Below are 16,848 nucleotides of genomic sequence, written 5' to 3'. Positions count from 1 at the left end.
CGGGGTCGACCTGGCGGCGCAGGTCGACCCCGGTTTCGTACTCGGCGAGCAGCTGGCGGTACCTCAACCGAGCTGAGGGGCACCGTCGGCAGGACCTCAGCCCGGCTGAGGGCTGAGGTGCCGCCGATGCGTCAGCGCCGTTCCGGCTGCTTCATTGCCGGCTGGGGCGCAGTCAGTGGCTGGGGGGCCAGGAAGGTCGCCCAGCCGCCCTTCGGGGCCTCGCCGACCTTCAGGGTCCGCATCTTCTCGATCACCGCCGGGTCCTGGGCGTCGAGCCAGTCCGCGAGCTGCCGGAAGGACACGCACTTCACGTCCTTCTGTACGCAGACCGTGGCGATGGTCTCCTCGATGGCGCGCATGTACGTGCCGCCGTTCCAGGACTCGAAGTGGTTGCCGATGACGACCGGCGCCCGGTTGCCGTGGTACGAGCGGTTGAAGGACTGCACCAGGCCGTCCCGCATCTGGTCGCCCCAGTACTCCTGCATCGACGGGTCGCCCTGGGTCCTGGTGCCCGACTGGTTGACCATGAAGTTGTAGTCCATCGAGAGCGTCTGGAACGCCCGGCCGGGCATCGGGACCAGGTGCATCGACAGATCCCACAGGCCGTGGTCCTTCTTCGGCCAGATCTGGTCGTTGACGCCACTCGTGTCGTAGCGGAAGCCCAGCTGGGACGCGGCCCGCACGAAGTTCTCGCGACCCTCCAGGCAGGGGGTGCGGGCGCCGACCAGCTCCTTGTCGTAGTCGAACGGCAGCGGCTGCTCGGCGGTCAGACCGGAGTTGGTCTTCCAGTTCTTCACGAAGGACTTGGCCTGGCGGATCTCGCTCTTCCAGTCCTCGACCGACCACGCGCCGACGCCGCTCTCCGGTCCGCAGAAGTGGCCGTTGAAGTGCGTGCCGACCTCGTTGCCCTCCTGCCAGGCGCCACGCAGCTCGCGCACGGTGTCGCGGATGCCCTGGGCGTCGTTGAAGCCGATGTCGGAGCGGCCGGCGGCGTGCTGCGGCGGGTCGTAGAGCTTCCGCTTCTCCTCCGGAAGCAGGTACACACCGCTGAGGAAGTACGTCATGGTCGCGTCGTACTTCTGGCCCACCTTGCGGAAGTGGGAGAAGAGCTTCTGGCTGTCCTCGCCCGCGCCGTCCCAGGAGAACACCACGAACTGCGGCGGCTGCTGACCCGGCTTCAGCTTCTCCCAGACGGGCTGACGCGGCTGCGCGCCGGTGAAGGCGGTGGAGCCGTCGCCGATCAGGCGCACCGCGTTCGGCGGCGCGGCGGCGGGCTTCTTCGCTCCGGGGGCGCCCTTGGGCGGGGCCGTCCCGGTGGAGTCCGAGCATCCGGCGAGCCCGGTCATCAGGGCGACGGCGAGAGCGCCGACGCCGAGTGCCCTCCTACGGACAGTGGTCCTTCTCCCGGCGGCTGACATCCGCCCACCTCTCCTCGGATTCCGTACGGCGTGCGAGCGGCGTCAACGTCGCACCACGGACACCGGAAATATGAAACGACAAGCGGCATGGCGACCGACTGTCACTCCAACCGGTGAATCATTGCCCTGTTTGCCCCGAAAATAATGCCGCAGTCTTTACTCTCCATTACGATCCATTTACCGAGCGTTGATAGAGGGTTGATCGTCGCCCGGTCATCCCGCCACTGCACGCCGTGACCCACGGCCGCGACCCCCACGTTCGTCCCGCACGAGCCGCGACCGCGCAGCCCCGGAGAAGACGGGAACACATGACTCTCTGCCCACCCATCCGCCGCACCCCCGACCAGCGACCGCACAGCCCGCCGCCCGGCGGCCGCGCACGCCGCTTCCGTATCGCGGGCGCCGACGTGTCCGCGTCGATCGCCGTCTTCCTGATCGCGCTGCCGCTCTCCCTCGGCATCGCGCTCGCCACCGGAGCCCCGCTCCAGGCAGGCCTGGTGGCCGCCGCCGTCGGCGGCATCGTCGCCGGCCGGCTCGGCGGGTCGCCGCTCCAGGTCAGCGGCCCCGCCGCAGGCCTCACAGTGGTCAGCGCCGAACTGATCCAGCGCTACGGCTGGCGCACCACCTGCGCGATCACCGTCCTCGCCGGGCTCGCCCAACTCGGCCTGGCCACCCTCCGGGTGGCCCGGTCCGCCCTCGCAATCTCCCCCGCGATCGTGCACGGCATGCTCGCCGGCATCGGCGTGACCATCGCCCTCGCCCAGCTCCACATCGTGCTCGGCGGCACCCCGCAGAGCTCCGCCGTGGACAACGTCCTCGGCCTGCCCGCGCAGCTGGCCGACGTCCACCCGGCCGCGCTGGTCATCAGCGCCCTCACCGTCGGCCTGCTCCTGCTGTGGCCGCGCCTGCCCGGCCGTACGGGACGACTCCTGCGGAAGATCCCGGCCGCCCTCGCCGCCGTGGCCGCCGCGACCGCCGCCGCCGCGCTCGCCGGTCTCGCCGTCCCGCGCGTCGACCTGCCGTCCTGGAGCAGCCACGCCCTGCCCGGACTGCCGGAGGGCCCCGTCCTCGGCATCGCCGCCGGCGTCCTCACCATCACGCTGGTGACCAGCGTGCAGTCGCTGCTCTCCGCCGTCGCCGTCGACAAGCTGGTGGCCACCCGCGCGGACCGCGGCCACGGCATCCCCCGGTCCAGGCTCGACCGCGAACTCGCGGGCCAGGGCGCGGCGAACGTCGTCTCCGGAGCCCTCGGCGGGCTCCCCGTCGCCGGGGTCGCGGTGCGCAGCGTCGCCAACGTCTCCGCGGGCGCCATGAGCCGTAACTCCACGATGCTGCACGGCCTGTGGATCGTGCTCGCCGCGCTGTTCCTCGTCCCCGTCCTCGACCTGATCCCGCTGCCCGCGCTCGCCGCGCTCGTCATGGTCGTCGGCATCCAGATGGTGAGCATCACCCACATCCGCAGCGTCACGCGGCACCGCGAGGTCCTCGTCTACGCGGGGACGCTGAGCGGAGTCGTCCTCGTCGGCATCCTCGAAGGCGTCGCGCTCGGGATCGCGGTGGCCACCGCCGTCGCCATGCACCGCCTGACCAAGACCCGCATCACCCGCGAGGAGCGGGACGGCGGCCACCTGGTGTGCGTCCGCGGGCAGTTGACCTTCCTCGCCGTCCCCCGGCTGAGCCGGGCCCTGCACCAGCTGCCCCAGGGAGCCCGGGTGGTCGTCGAACTGGACGGGTCCTTCATGGACCACGCGGCGTACGAGGCCCTGCACGACTGGCAGGCGAGCCATCTGCGGCACGGCGGCGCGGTCGAGATGACCGGCCCGTCCGGCGCCCGGATCGCCGAGTCCGACGCGGCGCCCCACGCCTGTTGCCGCCCCTGGACCCCCTGGCGCAACCACTGCGGCGAACACCACCACCCCCACCACCACCCCGTCGACGAGACGCGCGCGACGACCGGGCACCAACTGGCGAGCGGCATCGGCAAGTTCCAGCGCAACACGGCCCCGCTGGTCCGCGACGAGCTCGCCCGCCTCGCCCGCGAGGGCCAGCGCCCCTCGCAGCTCTTCCTCACCTGCGCCGACTCCCGGCTGGTCACGAGCATGATCACGTCCAGCGGGCCGGGTGACCTGTTCACCGTACGGAACGTGGGCAATCTGGTGCCGCTGCCCGGCGAGGAGAGCGGGGACGACTCGGTGGCGGCGGCGATCGAGTACGCGGTGGAGGTGCTGCGGGTCCAGTCGATCACCGTCTGCGGACACTCCGGCTGCGGCGCGATGCAGGCCCTCCTGAGCAGCGCGCCAGACGCCCCGCAGACCCCGCTGCGGCGCTGGCTGCGGCACGGCCGGCCCAGCCTGGAGCGGATGGCCAGCCGCCGCCACACCTGGGCCCGGATCTCGGGCCGGCTGCCGGCCGACGCGGTCGAGCAGCTCTGCCTGACCAACGTGGTGCAGCAGTTGGAGCACCTGCGGGCGTACGAGTCGGTGGCGCGGCGGCTCGCCGAGGGCACGCTGACGCTGCACGGGATGTACTTCCACGTCGGCGAGGCCCAGGCGTACCTGCTGGCCGAACCGGACGAACAGCACCGCTACGAGGACGTCTTCGACCAGGTCGCACCGTCGACGCCGACACCGACACCGACGCCGACACCGGCCTCGGCCTCGGCGACCACCGACGGCCGGATCGCGCCGACCATGATCGGAGATCGGACGGAGGCCCGCGCGTCCTGAACCTTCCGGGCCGCGCGTCCGTGAAACTGAGTGGCCCCTTCGTCCCACCGCTCGGGACGGAGGGGCCACCCGCGCATCCCGTGGGGTCACCCGTCAACCCGTCGGGGCCCCCGGCACCTCACAGGTCTAAACCAATTGCCCGGAGGCTCTTGTCACCCGGCCCTCTGACTGATGAGCTATGACGCGGGACACATAGGCACATAGGACGCCCTGGGAAAGGGAGATGTCGTGAGCAACGAAAGCCTGGCCAACCTGCTCAAGGAGGAGCGGCGGTTCGCGCCGCCCGCCGAGCTGGCCGCGCACGCCAACGTGACGGCGGAGGCCTACGAGCAGGCCGCGGCGGACAGGCTTGGCTTCTGGGCCGAGCAGGCGAAGCGCCTCACCTGGGCCACCGAGCCGACCGAGACCCTCGACTGGTCGAACCCGCCGTTCGCCACGTGGTTCGCCGACGGCACTCTCAACGTGGCGTACAACTGCGTGGACCGCCATGTCGAGGCCGGCAACGGCGACCGGATCGCCATTCACTTCGAGGGCGAGCCCGGCGACAGCCGCGCCATCACCTACACCGAGCTCAAGGACGAGGTCTCCCGGGCCGCCAACGCCCTGACCGAGCTGGGCGTCACCAAGGGCGACCGGGTCGCGATCTACCTCCCGATGATCCCCGAGGCCGTCGTCTCGATGCTGGCCTGCGCCCGCATCGGCGCCGCGCACTCCGTGGTCTTCGGCGGCTTCTCGGCCGACGCCATCGCCACCCGTATCGAGGACGCCGACGCCAAGCTCGTCATCACCGCCGACGGCGGCTACCGCCGCGGCAAGCCGAGCGCGCTCAAGCCCGCCGTCGACGAGGCCCTCGGCCGTACCGACAAGGTGAACAAGGTCCTCGTCGTGCGCCGTACGGGCCAGGACGTGGCCTGGACCGAGGGCCGGGACGTGTGGTGGGACGACATCGTCGCCCGCCAGTCCGCCGAGCACGCCCCCGAGGCGTTCGAGGCCGAGCACCCGCTCTTCATCCTCTACACCTCCGGTACGACGGGTAAGCCCAAGGGCATCCTGCACACCTCCGGCGGCTACCTCACCCAGGCGGCCTACACCCACCACGCCGTCTTCGACCTCAAGCCGGAGACCGACGTCTACTGGTGCACCGCCGACATCGGCTGGGTCACCGGCCACTCGTACATCACGTACGGACCGCTGGCCAACGGTGCGACGCAGGTCATGTACGAGGGCACCCCGGACACCCCGCACCAGGGCCGGTTCTGGGAGATCGTGCAGAAGTACGGCGTCACGATCCTCTACACGGCGCCCACCGCGATCCGTACGTTCATGAAGTGGGGCGACGACATCCCCGCGAAGTTCGACCTGTCGAGCCTGCGCGTGCTCGGCTCGGTCGGCGAGCCGATCAACCCCGAGGCGTGGATCTGGTACCGCGAGCACATCGGCGCCGGCAAGACCCCGATCGTGGACACCTGGTGGCAGACCGAGACCGGCGCGATGATGATCTCGCCGCTGCCCGGTGTCACCGAGACCAAGCCGGGCTCCGCCCAGCGCGCGCTTCCCGGCATCTCCGCCACCGTCGTCGACGACGAGGCGAACGAGGTCCCGAACGGGGGCGGCGGCTACCTGGTCCTGACCGAGCCGTGGCCGTCGATGCTCCGCACGATCTGGGGCGACGACCAGCGGTTCCTGGACACGTACTGGTCGCGCTTCGAGGGCAAGTACTTCGCCGGCGACGGCGCGAAGAAGGACGAGGACGGCGACATCTGGCTGCTGGGCCGGGTCGACGACGTCATGCTCGTCTCCGGGCACAACATCTCGACCACCGAGGTCGAGTCGGCGCTCGTCTCGCACCCGTCCGTCGCCGAGGCGGCGGTCGTCGGCGCGGCCGACGAGACGACCGGCCAGGCGATCGTCGCCTTCGTCATCCTGCGCGGTACGGCGAGCGAGGACGAGGGCCTCGTCGCCGAGCTGCGCAACCATGTCGGCACGACGCTCGGCCCGATCGCGAAGCCGAAGCGGATCCTGCCCGTGGCGGAGCTGCCGAAGACCCGGTCCGGCAAGATCATGCGGCGGCTGCTGCGGGACGTGGCGGAGAACCGGGAGCTGGGTGACGTGACGACGCTCACCGACTCGTCGGTCATGGACCTCATCCAGACGAAGCTGCCGAGCGCGTCCTCGGAGGACTAGGGCCCGTCCGGAGGACTAGGGTCCGTCCGGCGGACCCGGCCATGATCCGCCGGACAGGCCCCAGGGCTCAGCACCACAAAGGCGCCCACTCCAGGCCACCTGGGGTGGGCGCCTTCGTGTGTGGCGGCACCCAGTCCCGTGAACCCGCAGAGCAAAGGCGACATTCCGGCCCTAAAGTGAGGTTCGCCGGACACGACCCGACCTCGTTAGGTAAAGTAAAGGTCGCGTCAGAGACGCGACAGAAACGCCTAGGTGCGCCGGGAAGTCTGGTCGGCATGTGTTTTGTGCTGCCCAACCGACCGGAGGTCGCTCACCGTGCCCGCGCCCACGCCCACCCCCACCCCCACCCCCACCGACCGTAAGTTCCTCGGCCGTCTGTCGCTGCCCGAGCGGCAGTTCGTGGCCGACGCGCTGCGCACCGAGACCGTCGGTGGTGTGCTCCTGCTCGTCGCCGCCATCGCCGCACTCGTCTGGGCCAACACCCCGCTCAGCGGCAGCTACGAGACGGTACAGAACTTCCACATAGGCCCCGCCGCCCTCGGCCTGGACCTGTCGATCCAGCACTGGGCCGCCGACGGGCTCCTCGCGATCTTCTTCTTCGTCGCCGGCATCGAGCTCAAGCGTGAGCTGGTCGCGGGCGAACTGCGCGACCGCAAGGCCGCCGCGCTGCCCGTCATCGCCGCCATCTGCGGCATGGCCGCACCGGCCCTCGTCTACGTCCTGGTCAACGCCATCGGCGGCGGCAGCATGGACGGCTGGGCCGTGCCGACCGCGACCGACATCGCCTTCGCGCTCGCGGTCCTCGCCGTCATCGGCACCTCGCTGCCGTCCGCGCTCCGCGCGTTCCTGCTCACGCTCGCCGTCGTCGACGACCTCTTCGCGATCCTGATCATCGCGGTCTTCTTCACCAGCGACCTGAACTTCGCCGCGCTCGGCGGCGCCGTCGCCGGCCTCGCCGTCTTCTGGCTGCTGCTGCGCAAGGGCGTCCGCGGCTGGTACATCTACATCCCGCTCGCCCTGGTCATCTGGGGCCTGATGTACAACAGCGGCGTCCACGCCACCATCGCCGGTGTCGCCATGGGCCTGATGCTGCGCTGCACCAGGCACGAGGGCGAGGAGCACTCCCCCGGCGAGCACATCGAGCACCTGGTCCGGCCGCTCTCCGCCGGCCTCGCCGTGCCGCTGTTCGCCCTGTTCTCGGCCGGTGTCAGCGTCACGGGCAAGACCATCGCCGACATCTCCACCAACCCCGTCACCCTCGGTGTGATCCTCGGCCTCGTCGTCGGCAAGACCCTCGGCATCTTCGGCGGCACCTGGCTCGCGGCCCGCTTCACCCGCGCGGAGCTCAACAGCGACCTGGCCTGGCCGGACGTCTTCGCCGTCGCCTCCCTCGCCGGCATCGGCTTCACCGTCTCCCTCCTCATCGGCGAACTCGCCTTCGAGGGCGACGCCGCGCTGACCGAGGAGGTCAAGGCGGCCGTCCTGATCGGCTCGCTCACCGCCGCCGTCCTCGCGACGATCCTGCTGAAGATGCGCGTCCGCAAGTACGAGGCGCTGATGGCGGAGGAGGAGCGCGACGAGGACCAGGACGGCATCCCGGACATCTACGAGGAGGACAACCCGGAGTACCACCTCCGGATGGCCGCGATCTACGAGCGGAAGGCCGCCGAGCATCGTGAGCGCGCCCAACTGGCGGGGGCATCGCGCGACGAGGGCGACAGTCCGGCATGATCTGAGGTCGGACCGTAGAACGTCGGACCGCAGAAGAGAAGAGGGAGCAGCGATGAGCGACCCGGTCAACGGAGCCGAGCGCAGCCTCGGTCAGCTGGTCGCCTCGGCGACCGCCGAGATGTCCGCGCTGGTGCACGACGAGATCGCCCTGGCCAAGGCCGAGATCCGGCAGGACGTGAAGCGGGGCGCCCTCGGCAGCGCCGCCGTCCTGACGGCCGCCACGGTGCTCCTCTTCTCGCTGCCGATGCTGAGCTTCGCACTCGCGTACGGAATCAACACCTGGACCGGCGGGCACAACGGCGAGGGCGGCTGGAACCTCGCCTGGTGCTTCCTGCTCTCCTTCGCGGCGAACGTGCTGCTCGCGGGCCTGCTCGGGCTGATCGCGTACGCCAAGTTCAAGAAGGTCAAGCCGCCGGAGAAGTCCATCGCCTCGGCCAAGCAGACCGCCGCGATCCTCCAGAACGCCAAGCCGCACCCCCGCCCCGAACGGGCGGCTCTGCCCGGCGCGGTCCAGGACGAGGCCGCCGCTGTGGCACGCTCGACTGCATGACCGTCCCTGAGAGCAGCAACGGCAACGGCGGAACCTTCGCGGGTACCGGCGGCAGTCCCGTACGCATCGACGGGCCCTGGACCCACCGCGACGTGGCCGCCAACGGCGCCCGCTTCCACATCGCCGAGATGGGCGACGGGCCGCTCGTCCTGCTGCTGCACGGCTTCCCGCAGTTCTGGTGGACCTGGCGCCACCAGCTGCCGGCGCTCGCCGAGGCCGGTTTCCGGGCCGTCGCGATGGACCTGCGGGGGGTGGGCGGCAGCGACCGTACGCCCCGCGGTTACGACCCGGCCAACCTGGCGCTCGACATCACCGGCGTCATCCGCTCCCTCGGCGAGCCGGACGCCGCGCTCGTCGGCCACGACCTGGGCGGCTACCTCGCCTGGACGGCGGCGGTCATGCGGCCGAAGCTGGTGCGCCGGCTCGCCGTCTCCTCGATGCCGCACCCGCGCCGCTGGCGCTCGGCGATGCTGGCCGACTTCTCGCAGTCCCGCGCCGGATCGCACGTGTGGGGCTTCCAGCGCCCGTGGCTGCCGGAGCGTCAGCTGGTGGCGGACGAGGCGGCCCTGGTGGGGCAGCTGATCGAGGACTGGTCCGGCCCCGGGCTGCCTGACGAGGAAGCGATCGCGGTGTACCGGCGGGCGATGTGCATCCCGTCGACGGCGCACTGCTCGATCGAGCCGTACCGGTGGATGGTGCGGTCCCTCGCGCGTCCGGACGGCATCCAGTTCAACCGGCGGATGAAGCGTCCGGTGCGGGTGCCGACGCTGCATCTGCACGGCTCGACGGACCCGGTGATGCGTACGCGCAGCGCCGCCGGTTCGGGCGAGTACGTGGAAGCGCCGTACCGCTGGCGGCTCTTCGACGGCCTCGGGCACTTCCCCCACGAGGAGGACCCGGTGGCGTTCTCCACGGAGCTCATCAACTGGCTCAAGGACCCCGAGCCCGACCGCTGACACACCGTCGGTGTACGTCCGCGTACTTCCGTTCTACGAACGGCCATGTGCCCGGCGCATACTCCGATTGGCGGGCCCCGGAACGGTTACCGACCTTGGGCCACGGGCAGACGTCGGGGTATGGGCTGGACGCACGACTACGGTGACACAGCACGCAACCGCCGCTCGGCCGCTGGGCCGGGCTCCTACGAGAGGAGCGGCCAGCAGGAACAAGGCCGCTCGCATCCCGTGCGCGAGATGGGTATCCCGCGCATCCTGCGCCGCCGGGCCCGCTGGGTCTCGGCCCGGCTCAGGCACACCCGGGACTGAGCCCGGGCGTACGCCCTCCCCTCCTCGGCTGCGACCCTAGAGCCCTCGAGTCCTCGGCTGCGGCCCTAGAGCGCGCACCCCTGGCTGTCGACCTGCTGGGTCGCCGCGCGGCCCTGGACGATGTCCTCGCGGATCTCGTCCACCGTCAGCGCGTAGCCGGTGTTCTTGTCGTCGAGGGAGCGGGCGAAGATCACGCCGGACACCTTGCCGTCCGCGGTGAGCAGCGGGCCGCCGGAGTTGCCCTGACGGACCGTCGCGTACAGGGAGTACACGTCCCTGCGCACCTCGCCCCGGTGGTAGATGTCCGGGCCGTTGGCGTTGATGCGGCCCCGGACACGCGCCGAGCGGACGTCGTACGAGCCGTTCTCGGGGAAGCCCGCGACGATCGCGCTGTCGCCGCTGCGGGCGTCCTCGTCGGTGAACTTCAGCGGCTCCACGTCCAGGTTCGGCACGTCCAGGACGGCGATGTCGCGCTGCCAGTCGTAGAGGACGACCTTCGCGTCGTACAGCTTGCCCTCGCCGCCTATCTGGACGGTCGGCTCGTCGACGCCGCCGACGACATGGGCGTTGGTCATGACGCGGCGTTCGTCGAAGACGAAGCCGGTGCCTTCGAGGACCTTGCCGCAGCTCGGGGCCGTACCGACGACCTTGACGATGGCGCGCTTGGCCTCGGCGGCGACCGGGCTGCCGGCGAGCGCCGGGTCCGGCGGCCGGACCTCGGTGATGGGCTCGTTGGCGAACGGGCTGAACACCTGCGGGAAGCCGTTCTGGGCGAGCGTCGAGGTGAAGTTCGTGAACCAGGAGGACGCCTGATCGGGCATCACCTGCTCGACGCCGAGGAGCACCTTGGAGCTGCGCACCTCCTTGCCGAGCGTGGGCATCGAGGTGCCGGCGAGGGCGGAGCCGAGCAGCCAGGCCACGAGGAGCATCGCGACCACGTTGACCAGCGCGCCGCCGGTGGCGTCCAGGGCGCGCGCCGGTGACCAGGTGATGTGCCGGCGCAGCTTGTTCCCGAGGTGGGTGGTGAAGGCCTGGCCGACGGAGGCGCAGACGATCACGACGACCACGAAGACGACCGTTGCCGTGGTCGAGACCTCGGAGTTGTCCGTCAGCCAGTCCCAGATGATCGGGAGCAGCAGGACGGCGACGAGACCGCCCCCGAGGAAGCCGATGACCGACAGGATGCCGACGACGAACCCCTGGCGGTAACCGATGATCGCGAACCAAACGGCGGCGAGCAGCAACAAGATGTCCAGCACGTTCACCGTCAATAGCCTCGCAGATTCGTCTTCGGTCACCCCGGCCACGGGCCGGCCTGATCAGCCTGTCATGAGCGCCAGTCCAGCGGGACCTGCTTCGCCCGGTCCCACGGTCGCTCCCAGCCCGCGTAGTGGAGCAGCCGGTCGATCACACCGGCGGTAAAACCCCAGACCAGGGCAGACGCGACAAGGAACGCGGGGCCGGCGTGGCCGCTGGGGTGGATCGCGGTCGCGCGGTTGGCGGGATCCGTGAGATCCGCCACGGGGACGGTGAAGACCCGGGCTGTCTCGGCGGGGTCGACGACTCCGACCGGGCTGGGGGTGCGCCACCAGCCGAGGACGGGGGTGACGACGAAGCCGCTGACCGGGATGTACAGCTGGGGCAGGACGCCGAAGAGCTGGACGCCCGAGGGGTCGAGGCCGGTCTCCTCCTCGGCCTCGCGCAGGGCGGCCCGCAGCAGGCCTCCGTCGGCCGGGGCGCCGTCCTCGGGGTCCAGGGCGCCGCCGGGGAAGGAGGGCTGGCCGGCGTGCGAGCGCAGGGAGCCGGAGCGCTCCATGAGCAGCAGTTCGGGGCCGCGCTCGCCCTCGCCGAAGAGGATGAGGACGGCGGACTGGCGCCCGGCGCCGCTCGCGGGCGGCAGGAAGCGGCTGAGCTGCTCGGGCTCGACGGACCGCGCGGCCCGGTCGACGGGCGCGAGCCAGCCGGGCAGCCCGTCCCGCGCCAGCAGGCCCCCGGTGCCGACGCCGCGCGGCACGCCGTCGGTGGTCCTCGGCGTCGCGGCCGCCGCTCCGGTCTCTTCCTCAGTGCGCGTCATAGGCAGGCACCCCCGTGATTCACAACGCGGTCAGTGCGTGGGTTCGTTCCCCACGGGCGCCGGGTGCGGCGACGGCTTCGGCTTCGGCGTCGGCTCACTCGGCCCCCGGGGCCACGCCGGTGGCGGGGGCGGCCGGGCGGCCCGGGTAGTCCGGCGGCGGGTTGAGCCGCTGGCCGGGGTAGCCGCCCTTCTCGTACTTCAGGAGCTTCTGCGCCTTCTCCGGGTCCGTCTCGCCCTCTCCGTACGCCGGGCAGAGCGGGGCGATCGGGCAGGCGCCGCAGGCGGGCTTGCGGGCGTGGCAGATCCGGCGGCCGTGGAAGATCACCCGGTGCGAGAGCATCGTCCACTCGCTCTTCGGGAAGATTTCCGCGATCTCGGCCTCGATCTTGACCGGGTCGTCGCTCTCGGTCCACTTCCAGCGGCGCGCGAGGCGCATGAAGTGGGTGTCGACGGTGATCCCGGGCACCCCGAAAGCGTTGCCGAGGACCACGAAGGCGGTTTTACGGCCCACGCCGGGCAGCTTGACCAGGTCGTCGAGGCGGCCGGGAACCTCGCCGCCGAAGTCGTCCCTGAGGGCCTTGGCGAGGCCCATGATCGACTTGGTCTTGGCCCGGAAGAAGCCGGTGGGCCGGATCAGCTCCTCGACCTCCTCGGGGACGGCGGCGGCCAGGTCCTCGGGCGTCGGGTACGCGGCGAAGAGCGCGGGGGTGGTCTGGTTGACCCGGAGGTCGGTGGTCTGGGCGGAGAGGACCGTGGCGACGAGGAGCTCGAACGGGTTCCGGAAGTCCAGCTCCGGATGGGCGTACGGGAAGACCTCGGCCAGCTCCCGATTGATCTTCCGGGCCCGGCGGACCATCGCGAGCCGGGATTCCGGTTTCGCGGCCTTCGCAGCGGCCTTGGCGGCGGGCTTCGCACCGGCCTTCGCACCGGCCTTCGGACCGGCCTTCGGAGCCGTCACGCTCGCCTTCACAGGGCGTTTTGCGGCTTTTGTTCGCTTCGGCGCACCCTGTTCGCCCACAGCGGAATTACCCTTGGCCGACACTCTCCCAGCCCCCTTGGCCTGCGCTCTCACCGGCGAGTTGGACACCCGGCCAGCCTAAGCGCCGCCACCGACATCCGCCCCGGGCACGGCCGATGACGACCCAATCGGGGCCCTGGCGTACGGATGGGCGGTTCGGTACGTCAAACTTGTTGTGATTGATCGCACTGTTTTGTGCGTCCGGCATCATGGGATCAAGGTCCCCTGAGCAGGTCGACATAGGAGAGAAACTCGTGGACGACGTTCTGCGGCGCGCCCCGCTCTTCGCGGCGCTCGATGACGAGCAGGCCACGGAGCTGCGCGCCTCGATGAGTGAGGCGACGCTCGCCCGTGGCGACGCGCTCTTCCACGAGGGAGACCCCGGCGACCGCCTGTACGTGGTCACCGAGGGCAAGGTGAAGCTGCACCGCACATCCCCGGACGGCCGCGAGAACATGCTCGCCGTCCTCGGCCCCGGCGAGCTCATCGGTGAGCTCTCGCTCTTCGACCCGGGCCCGCGCACCGCCACCGCGACCGCGCTCACCGAGGTCAAGCTGCTCGGCCTCGGCCACGGCGACCTCCAGCCCTGGCTGAACGTCCGCCCCGAGGTGGCCACGGCCCTGCTGCGGGCCGTCGCGCGCCGGCTGCGCAAGACCAACGACCAGATGTCCGACCTGGTCTTCTCCGACGTGCCGGGCCGTGTCGCCCGCGCGCTCCTCGACCTGTCGCGCCGCTTCGGTGTGCAGTCGGAGGAGGGCATCCACGTCGTCCACGACCTCACCCAGGAGGAGCTGGCCCAGCTGGTCGGCGCCTCCCGCGAGACGGTCAACAAGGCCCTGGCGGACTTCGCCCAGCGCGGCTGGCTCCGCCTGGAGGCCCGCGCCGTGATCCTGCTGGACGTGGAGCGGCTCGCGAAGCGCTCGCGCTAAGCACTCCCGTACGTCGTTCTCGTACGTCGTTCTCGTACGTCGCTCTCGTACGTCGCTCTCGTACGTCGCTCTCGTACGTCGCTCTCGTACGTCGCTCTCGTACGTCGCTCTCGTACGTACGAGGAAGGCCGCCCGGTCCATGACCGGGCGGCCTTCTCGCGTCCGTACGCGCCTACGTGATCAGCGCTTCGTCCCGTCCACGATCAGCGGGTTCCCCGTGCCGCCGCCGCACGGAACCGCGTACACCGGGTTCTTCGCCGCGGCCTCCTTGTACGCCTCGATGCACTGGTTCATCAGGACCTTGTCGGTCAGCGAGTCGTTGAGGATCTTGTTGGCGCGGGCGATGCCCTCGGCCTCGATCCGGCGCCGGTCGGACTCGGCCTTGGCCGTACGGGAGGCCTCGGTGGCGCGCTCGGTCGCCTGCTGCTGCTGGATCTTGCGGTCGATCTGGTCCTGCAGGGCCTTCGAGGGCTTCACGTTGCGCAGGTTGACGGCGGTGACGTCGATCCCGCGCGGGGCGAGGCGCTCCTTGATGAGCGTGCCGATCTCGGCGTTGATCTTCTCGCGGTCGCTCGCGTAGCCCTGCTCGCTCGTGTAGCGCGCGAAGACGTTACGGATGATCTCCCGGCTGTCCGGGTAGACCAGCCGCTGCTGGATGGACTCCTCGCTGCCCGCGAGGCGGTACAGCTCGACCGCCTTGCCCGGCGTGACCGCCCACTTCACGGTCACCTCGACCTCCATCACGCCGCCCTGCGAGGAGCGGACCTCGACCACGTCCTTGTCGGAGAGGTTGAGGTCGACGGGGCGGGTGGAGAAGGTCGTGACGTCGGTGAACGGCGACTTGACGTGCATGCCGGAGGTCATCGGCTGGCCGACCTTGCCGAACGCGACCGGGACGCCGACCTCGTACGCGCTGACGACGTACGTCATGCTGACGATCAGTGAGAAGACACCGGCGAGAACGGCGCCGAGGGCACCGAGCCGCAGTCCCTTCGAGTCGTTGGACCGGCCGACGAAGAACAGCACGACCGCCGCGATGAGCAGCAGGATCGATATGACGAACACGGGCATTCCCCCCGAGAGCTACGGTCAGAAGTAAGCGGAGCGTAAGGCACGGACCGTACGCCCTGGGGGGTGGGGGTGTGGGGTGCGAGGGGGTCAGATCAGTCCGTGCTCCCGCAGGTACTCCAGCTGCGCCCGTACGGAGAGTTCGGCGGCCGGCCATAGCGAGCGGTCCACGTCCGCGTACACATGGGCGACGACCTCCGAGGGCGTCCGGTGGCCGCTCTCGACGGCCGTCTCGACCTGTGCGAGCCGGCTGGCGCGGTGCGCGAGGTAGTACTCGACCACGCCCTGGGCGTCCTCCAGGACCGGCCCGTGGCCCGGCAGCACGGTGTGGACTCCGTCGTCGACGGTGAGCGAGCGCAGTCGGCGCAGGGAGTCCAGATAGTCGCCGAGCCGACCGTCGGGGTGGGCGACGATCGTCGTGCCGCGCCCCAGGATCGTGTCGCCCGTCAGGACGGCCCGGTCGGCGGGCAGATGGAAGGAGAGCGAGTCGGAGGTGTGGCCGGGTGTCGGCACGACGCGCAGCTCCAGGCCGCCGACCGTGACCACGTCCCCGGCACCGAGCCCCTCGTCGCCGAGGCGCAGCGCCGGGTCCAGGGCCCGTACCCGCGTCCCCGTCAGCTCGGCGAACCGGCCCGCGCCCTCGGCGTGGTCGGGGTGGCCGTGGGTGAGGAGGGTGAGCGCGACGCGCTTGCCGAGCCGCTCGGCGGTCGCGACGACGTGCCGGAGGTGGCCGTCGTCGAGCGGACCGGGGTCGATGACGACGGCCAGGTCGGAGCCGGGCTCGGAGACGATCCAGGTGTTGGTGCCGTCCAGGGTCATCGCGGACGGGTTGGGCGCGAGGACGTTGACGGTACGGGCGGTCGCGGGCCCGGAGAGGACCCCGCCCCGCGGCTGCCCCGGCAGCGCTCCGGCGTCGGTCATCGCGCGCCTCCTCCCTCGGAGCCGGAACCCGTACCCGAACCGGAACCCGAACCGGAACCCGAGCCGGACCCGGACCCCGAACCGGAACCCCCGCGCGTCGGGATGTGCTTGGTGAACTCCTCGTGGCCCGGCCAGCTCAGGATCAGCTCGTCGCCCTCCAGGCGGGCCTGTGCCAGTACGGGAGTCAGGTCCTGGTCCCCCGCCGCGGCCAGCGCCTCCGCGGCCGAGCCGAAGCGGGTCAGGCCCCGCAGGGTCGAGATCGTCGGCGGCATCATCGTCAGCTCGCCCCGGTCGTAACCGGCCGCCGCCTCGGCCGGCCGGATCCAGACCGTACGATCGGCCTCCGTCGAGGCGTTACGGGTGCGCTGGCCGGCCGGCAGGGCTGCCACGAAGAACCAGGTGTCGTACCGCCGGGGCTCGAACTCCGGCGTGATCCAGCGCGCCCACGCGCCGAGCAGGTCCGAGCGCAGCACGAGCCCGCGCCGGTCGAGGAAGTCGGCGAAGGAGAGTTCGCGGGCGACCAGCGCCTCGCGGTCCTTCTCCCACTCCTCGCCCGTGGTGTCGCCGACCACGGAGTCGGCCGTCTCCCCGGCGAGCAGCACGCCCGCCTCCTCGTACGTCTCGCGCACGGCCGCGCAGACGATCGCCTGGGCCTCTTCCGTACCCGTCACGCCGAGGCGCCCGGCCCAGCTCTCCAGGGAAGGCCCGGCCCAGCGCACGGGGTGCTCGTCGCGTGGGTCGACGCCGCCGCCGGGATAGGCGTACGCGCCGCCCGCGAAGGCCATCGAGGCGCGGCGCCGCAGCATGTGGACGCTCGGCCCGTCCGTGCCGTCGCGCAGCAACAGGACCGTCGCCGCCCGCTTGGGTGTCGCGGGGGTGAGCTCGCCCGCGGTGAGGGCGCGGATGAGGTCGGGCCATTCCCGTGGGTACCACTGACCATTCGGCATGGCCGGATGGTATGCGC

Annotated in this window: 14 protein-coding genes; 7 read left to right on the top strand and 7 right to left on the bottom strand. The window is 71.1% G+C overall.

Translation table 11 applies throughout. The features are described 5' to 3' along the window. Positions 1-131: 131 nt before the first annotated feature. Positions 132-1,418 (bottom strand): hypothetical protein, encoded by a 1,287-nt coding sequence (locus tag Q5762_RS33100; protein WP_315895986.1) that lies wholly within the window; start codon positions 1,416-1,418, stop codon positions 132-134. 308 nt (positions 1,419-1,726) lie between these two features. Between Q5762_RS33100 and Q5762_RS33095 the strand changes: the two genes are divergently transcribed. The 6 genes from Q5762_RS33095 (at position 1,727) to Q5762_RS33070 (ending at position 9,874) form a co-directional block, all read left to right on the top strand. Continuing rightward, positions 1,727-4,144: a bifunctional SulP family inorganic anion transporter/carbonic anhydrase gene (locus tag Q5762_RS33095; protein WP_315895985.1), complete on the top strand. Its 2,418-nt coding sequence runs from the start codon at positions 1,727-1,729 to the stop codon at positions 4,142-4,144. Between the two features lie 228 nt (positions 4,145-4,372). Beyond that, positions 4,373-6,328, top strand: coding sequence for an acetate--CoA ligase (acs, locus tag Q5762_RS33090; RefSeq protein ID WP_315895984.1), 1,956 nt, complete (start codon positions 4,373-4,375; stop codon positions 6,326-6,328). Between the two features lie 315 nt (positions 6,329-6,643). Further along, positions 6,644-8,059, top strand: coding sequence for a Na+/H+ antiporter NhaA (gene nhaA, locus Q5762_RS33085; protein WP_315895983.1), 1,416 nt, complete (start codon positions 6,644-6,646; stop codon positions 8,057-8,059). 52 nt (positions 8,060-8,111) lie between these two features. Further along, positions 8,112-8,609: a phage holin family protein gene (locus tag Q5762_RS33080; protein WP_315895982.1), complete on the top strand. Its 498-nt coding sequence runs from the start codon at positions 8,112-8,114 to the stop codon at positions 8,607-8,609. Then, a complete protein-coding gene (locus Q5762_RS33075) occupies positions 8,606-9,565 on the top strand; it encodes an alpha/beta hydrolase (protein ID WP_315895981.1) in 960 nt (319 codons plus the stop codon). The genes Q5762_RS33080 and Q5762_RS33075 overlap by 4 nt, the downstream gene beginning before the upstream one ends. A gap of 120 nt (positions 9,566-9,685) precedes the next feature. After that, positions 9,686-9,874: a hypothetical protein gene (locus tag Q5762_RS33070; RefSeq protein WP_315895980.1), complete on the top strand. Its 189-nt coding sequence runs from the start codon at positions 9,686-9,688 to the stop codon at positions 9,872-9,874. A gap of 65 nt (positions 9,875-9,939) precedes the next feature. Here Q5762_RS33070 and Q5762_RS33065 read toward each other — a convergent pair whose 3' ends face one another. The 3 genes from Q5762_RS33065 to nth all read right to left on the bottom strand — a co-directional run bounded on the left by Q5762_RS33065 (position 9,940) and on the right by nth (position 12,990). After that, positions 9,940-11,139 (bottom strand): MarP family serine protease, encoded by a 1,200-nt coding sequence (locus tag Q5762_RS33065; protein ID WP_315895979.1) that lies wholly within the window; start codon positions 11,137-11,139, stop codon positions 9,940-9,942. Positions 11,140-11,201: 62 nt separating this feature from the next. Beyond that, positions 11,202-11,948, bottom strand: coding sequence for a CoA pyrophosphatase (locus Q5762_RS33060; RefSeq protein ID WP_315895978.1), 747 nt, complete (start codon positions 11,946-11,948; stop codon positions 11,202-11,204). 94 nt (positions 11,949-12,042) lie between these two features. Beyond that, entirely contained in the window at positions 12,043-12,990 is a 948-nt protein-coding gene (gene nth, locus Q5762_RS33055) for an endonuclease III (RefSeq protein WP_399495322.1), read from the bottom strand. A gap of 230 nt (positions 12,991-13,220) precedes the next feature. Here nth and Q5762_RS33050 point away from each other — a divergent pair, with 230 nt between their 5' ends. Next, a complete protein-coding gene (locus Q5762_RS33050) occupies positions 13,221-13,895 on the top strand; it encodes a Crp/Fnr family transcriptional regulator (protein ID WP_315895976.1) in 675 nt (224 codons plus the stop codon). A 180-nt stretch (positions 13,896-14,075) separates the two neighbouring features. Here the strand turns inward: Q5762_RS33050 and Q5762_RS33045 are convergent, their stop codons facing one another. The 3 genes from Q5762_RS33045 to Q5762_RS33035 all read right to left on the bottom strand — a co-directional run bounded on the left by Q5762_RS33045 (position 14,076) and on the right by Q5762_RS33035 (position 16,831). Next, the gene (locus Q5762_RS33045; protein WP_315895975.1) at positions 14,076-14,960 is read right to left on the bottom strand and encodes a prohibitin family protein; all 885 of its coding nucleotides are present in this window, start codon (positions 14,958-14,960) and stop codon (positions 14,076-14,078) included. 93 nt (positions 14,961-15,053) lie between these two features. Next, positions 15,054-15,884 carry an MBL fold metallo-hydrolase gene (locus Q5762_RS33040; RefSeq protein ID WP_315895974.1) on the bottom strand — a complete coding sequence of 277 codons (831 nt, stop codon included), beginning with the start codon at positions 15,882-15,884 and terminating at the stop codon, positions 15,054-15,056. Further along, complete coding sequence (locus Q5762_RS33035) at positions 15,881-16,831, bottom strand: NUDIX hydrolase (protein ID WP_315895973.1); 951 nt, start codon at positions 16,829-16,831, stop codon at positions 15,881-15,883. Before Q5762_RS33035 ends, Q5762_RS33040 begins: the two co-directional genes overlap by 4 nt. Positions 16,832-16,848 lie beyond the last annotated feature (17 nt).

This window comes from Streptomyces sp. P9(2023) (assembly GCF_032436795.1).
Classification (GTDB): domain Bacteria; phylum Actinomycetota; class Actinomycetes; order Streptomycetales; family Streptomycetaceae; genus Streptomyces.
This window is presented reverse-complemented; position numbering and strand designations above follow the sequence as displayed.

Coding starts and splice junctions, on each gene's coding strand:
- Q5762_RS33035 (WP_315895973.1), bottom strand. CDS start 16,831: ATGCCGAATGGTCAGTGGTACCCACGGGAATGGCCCGACCTCATCCGC.
- Q5762_RS33075 (WP_315895981.1), top strand. CDS start 8,606: ATGACCGTCCCTGAGAGCAGCAACGGCAACGGCGGAACCTTCGCGGGT.
- Q5762_RS33060 (WP_315895978.1), bottom strand. CDS start 11,948: ATGACGCGCACTGAGGAAGAGACCGGAGCGGCGGCCGCGACGCCGAGG.
- Q5762_RS33080 (WP_315895982.1), top strand. CDS start 8,112: ATGAGCGACCCGGTCAACGGAGCCGAGCGCAGCCTCGGTCAGCTGGTC.
- Q5762_RS33070 (WP_315895980.1), top strand. CDS start 9,686: ATGGGCTGGACGCACGACTACGGTGACACAGCACGCAACCGCCGCTCG.
- Q5762_RS33095 (WP_315895985.1), top strand. CDS start 1,727: ATGACTCTCTGCCCACCCATCCGCCGCACCCCCGACCAGCGACCGCAC.
- Q5762_RS33040 (WP_315895974.1), bottom strand. CDS start 15,884: ATGACCGACGCCGGAGCGCTGCCGGGGCAGCCGCGGGGCGGGGTCCTC.
- Q5762_RS33100 (WP_315895986.1), bottom strand. CDS start 1,418: ATGTCAGCCGCCGGGAGAAGGACCACTGTCCGTAGGAGGGCACTCGGC.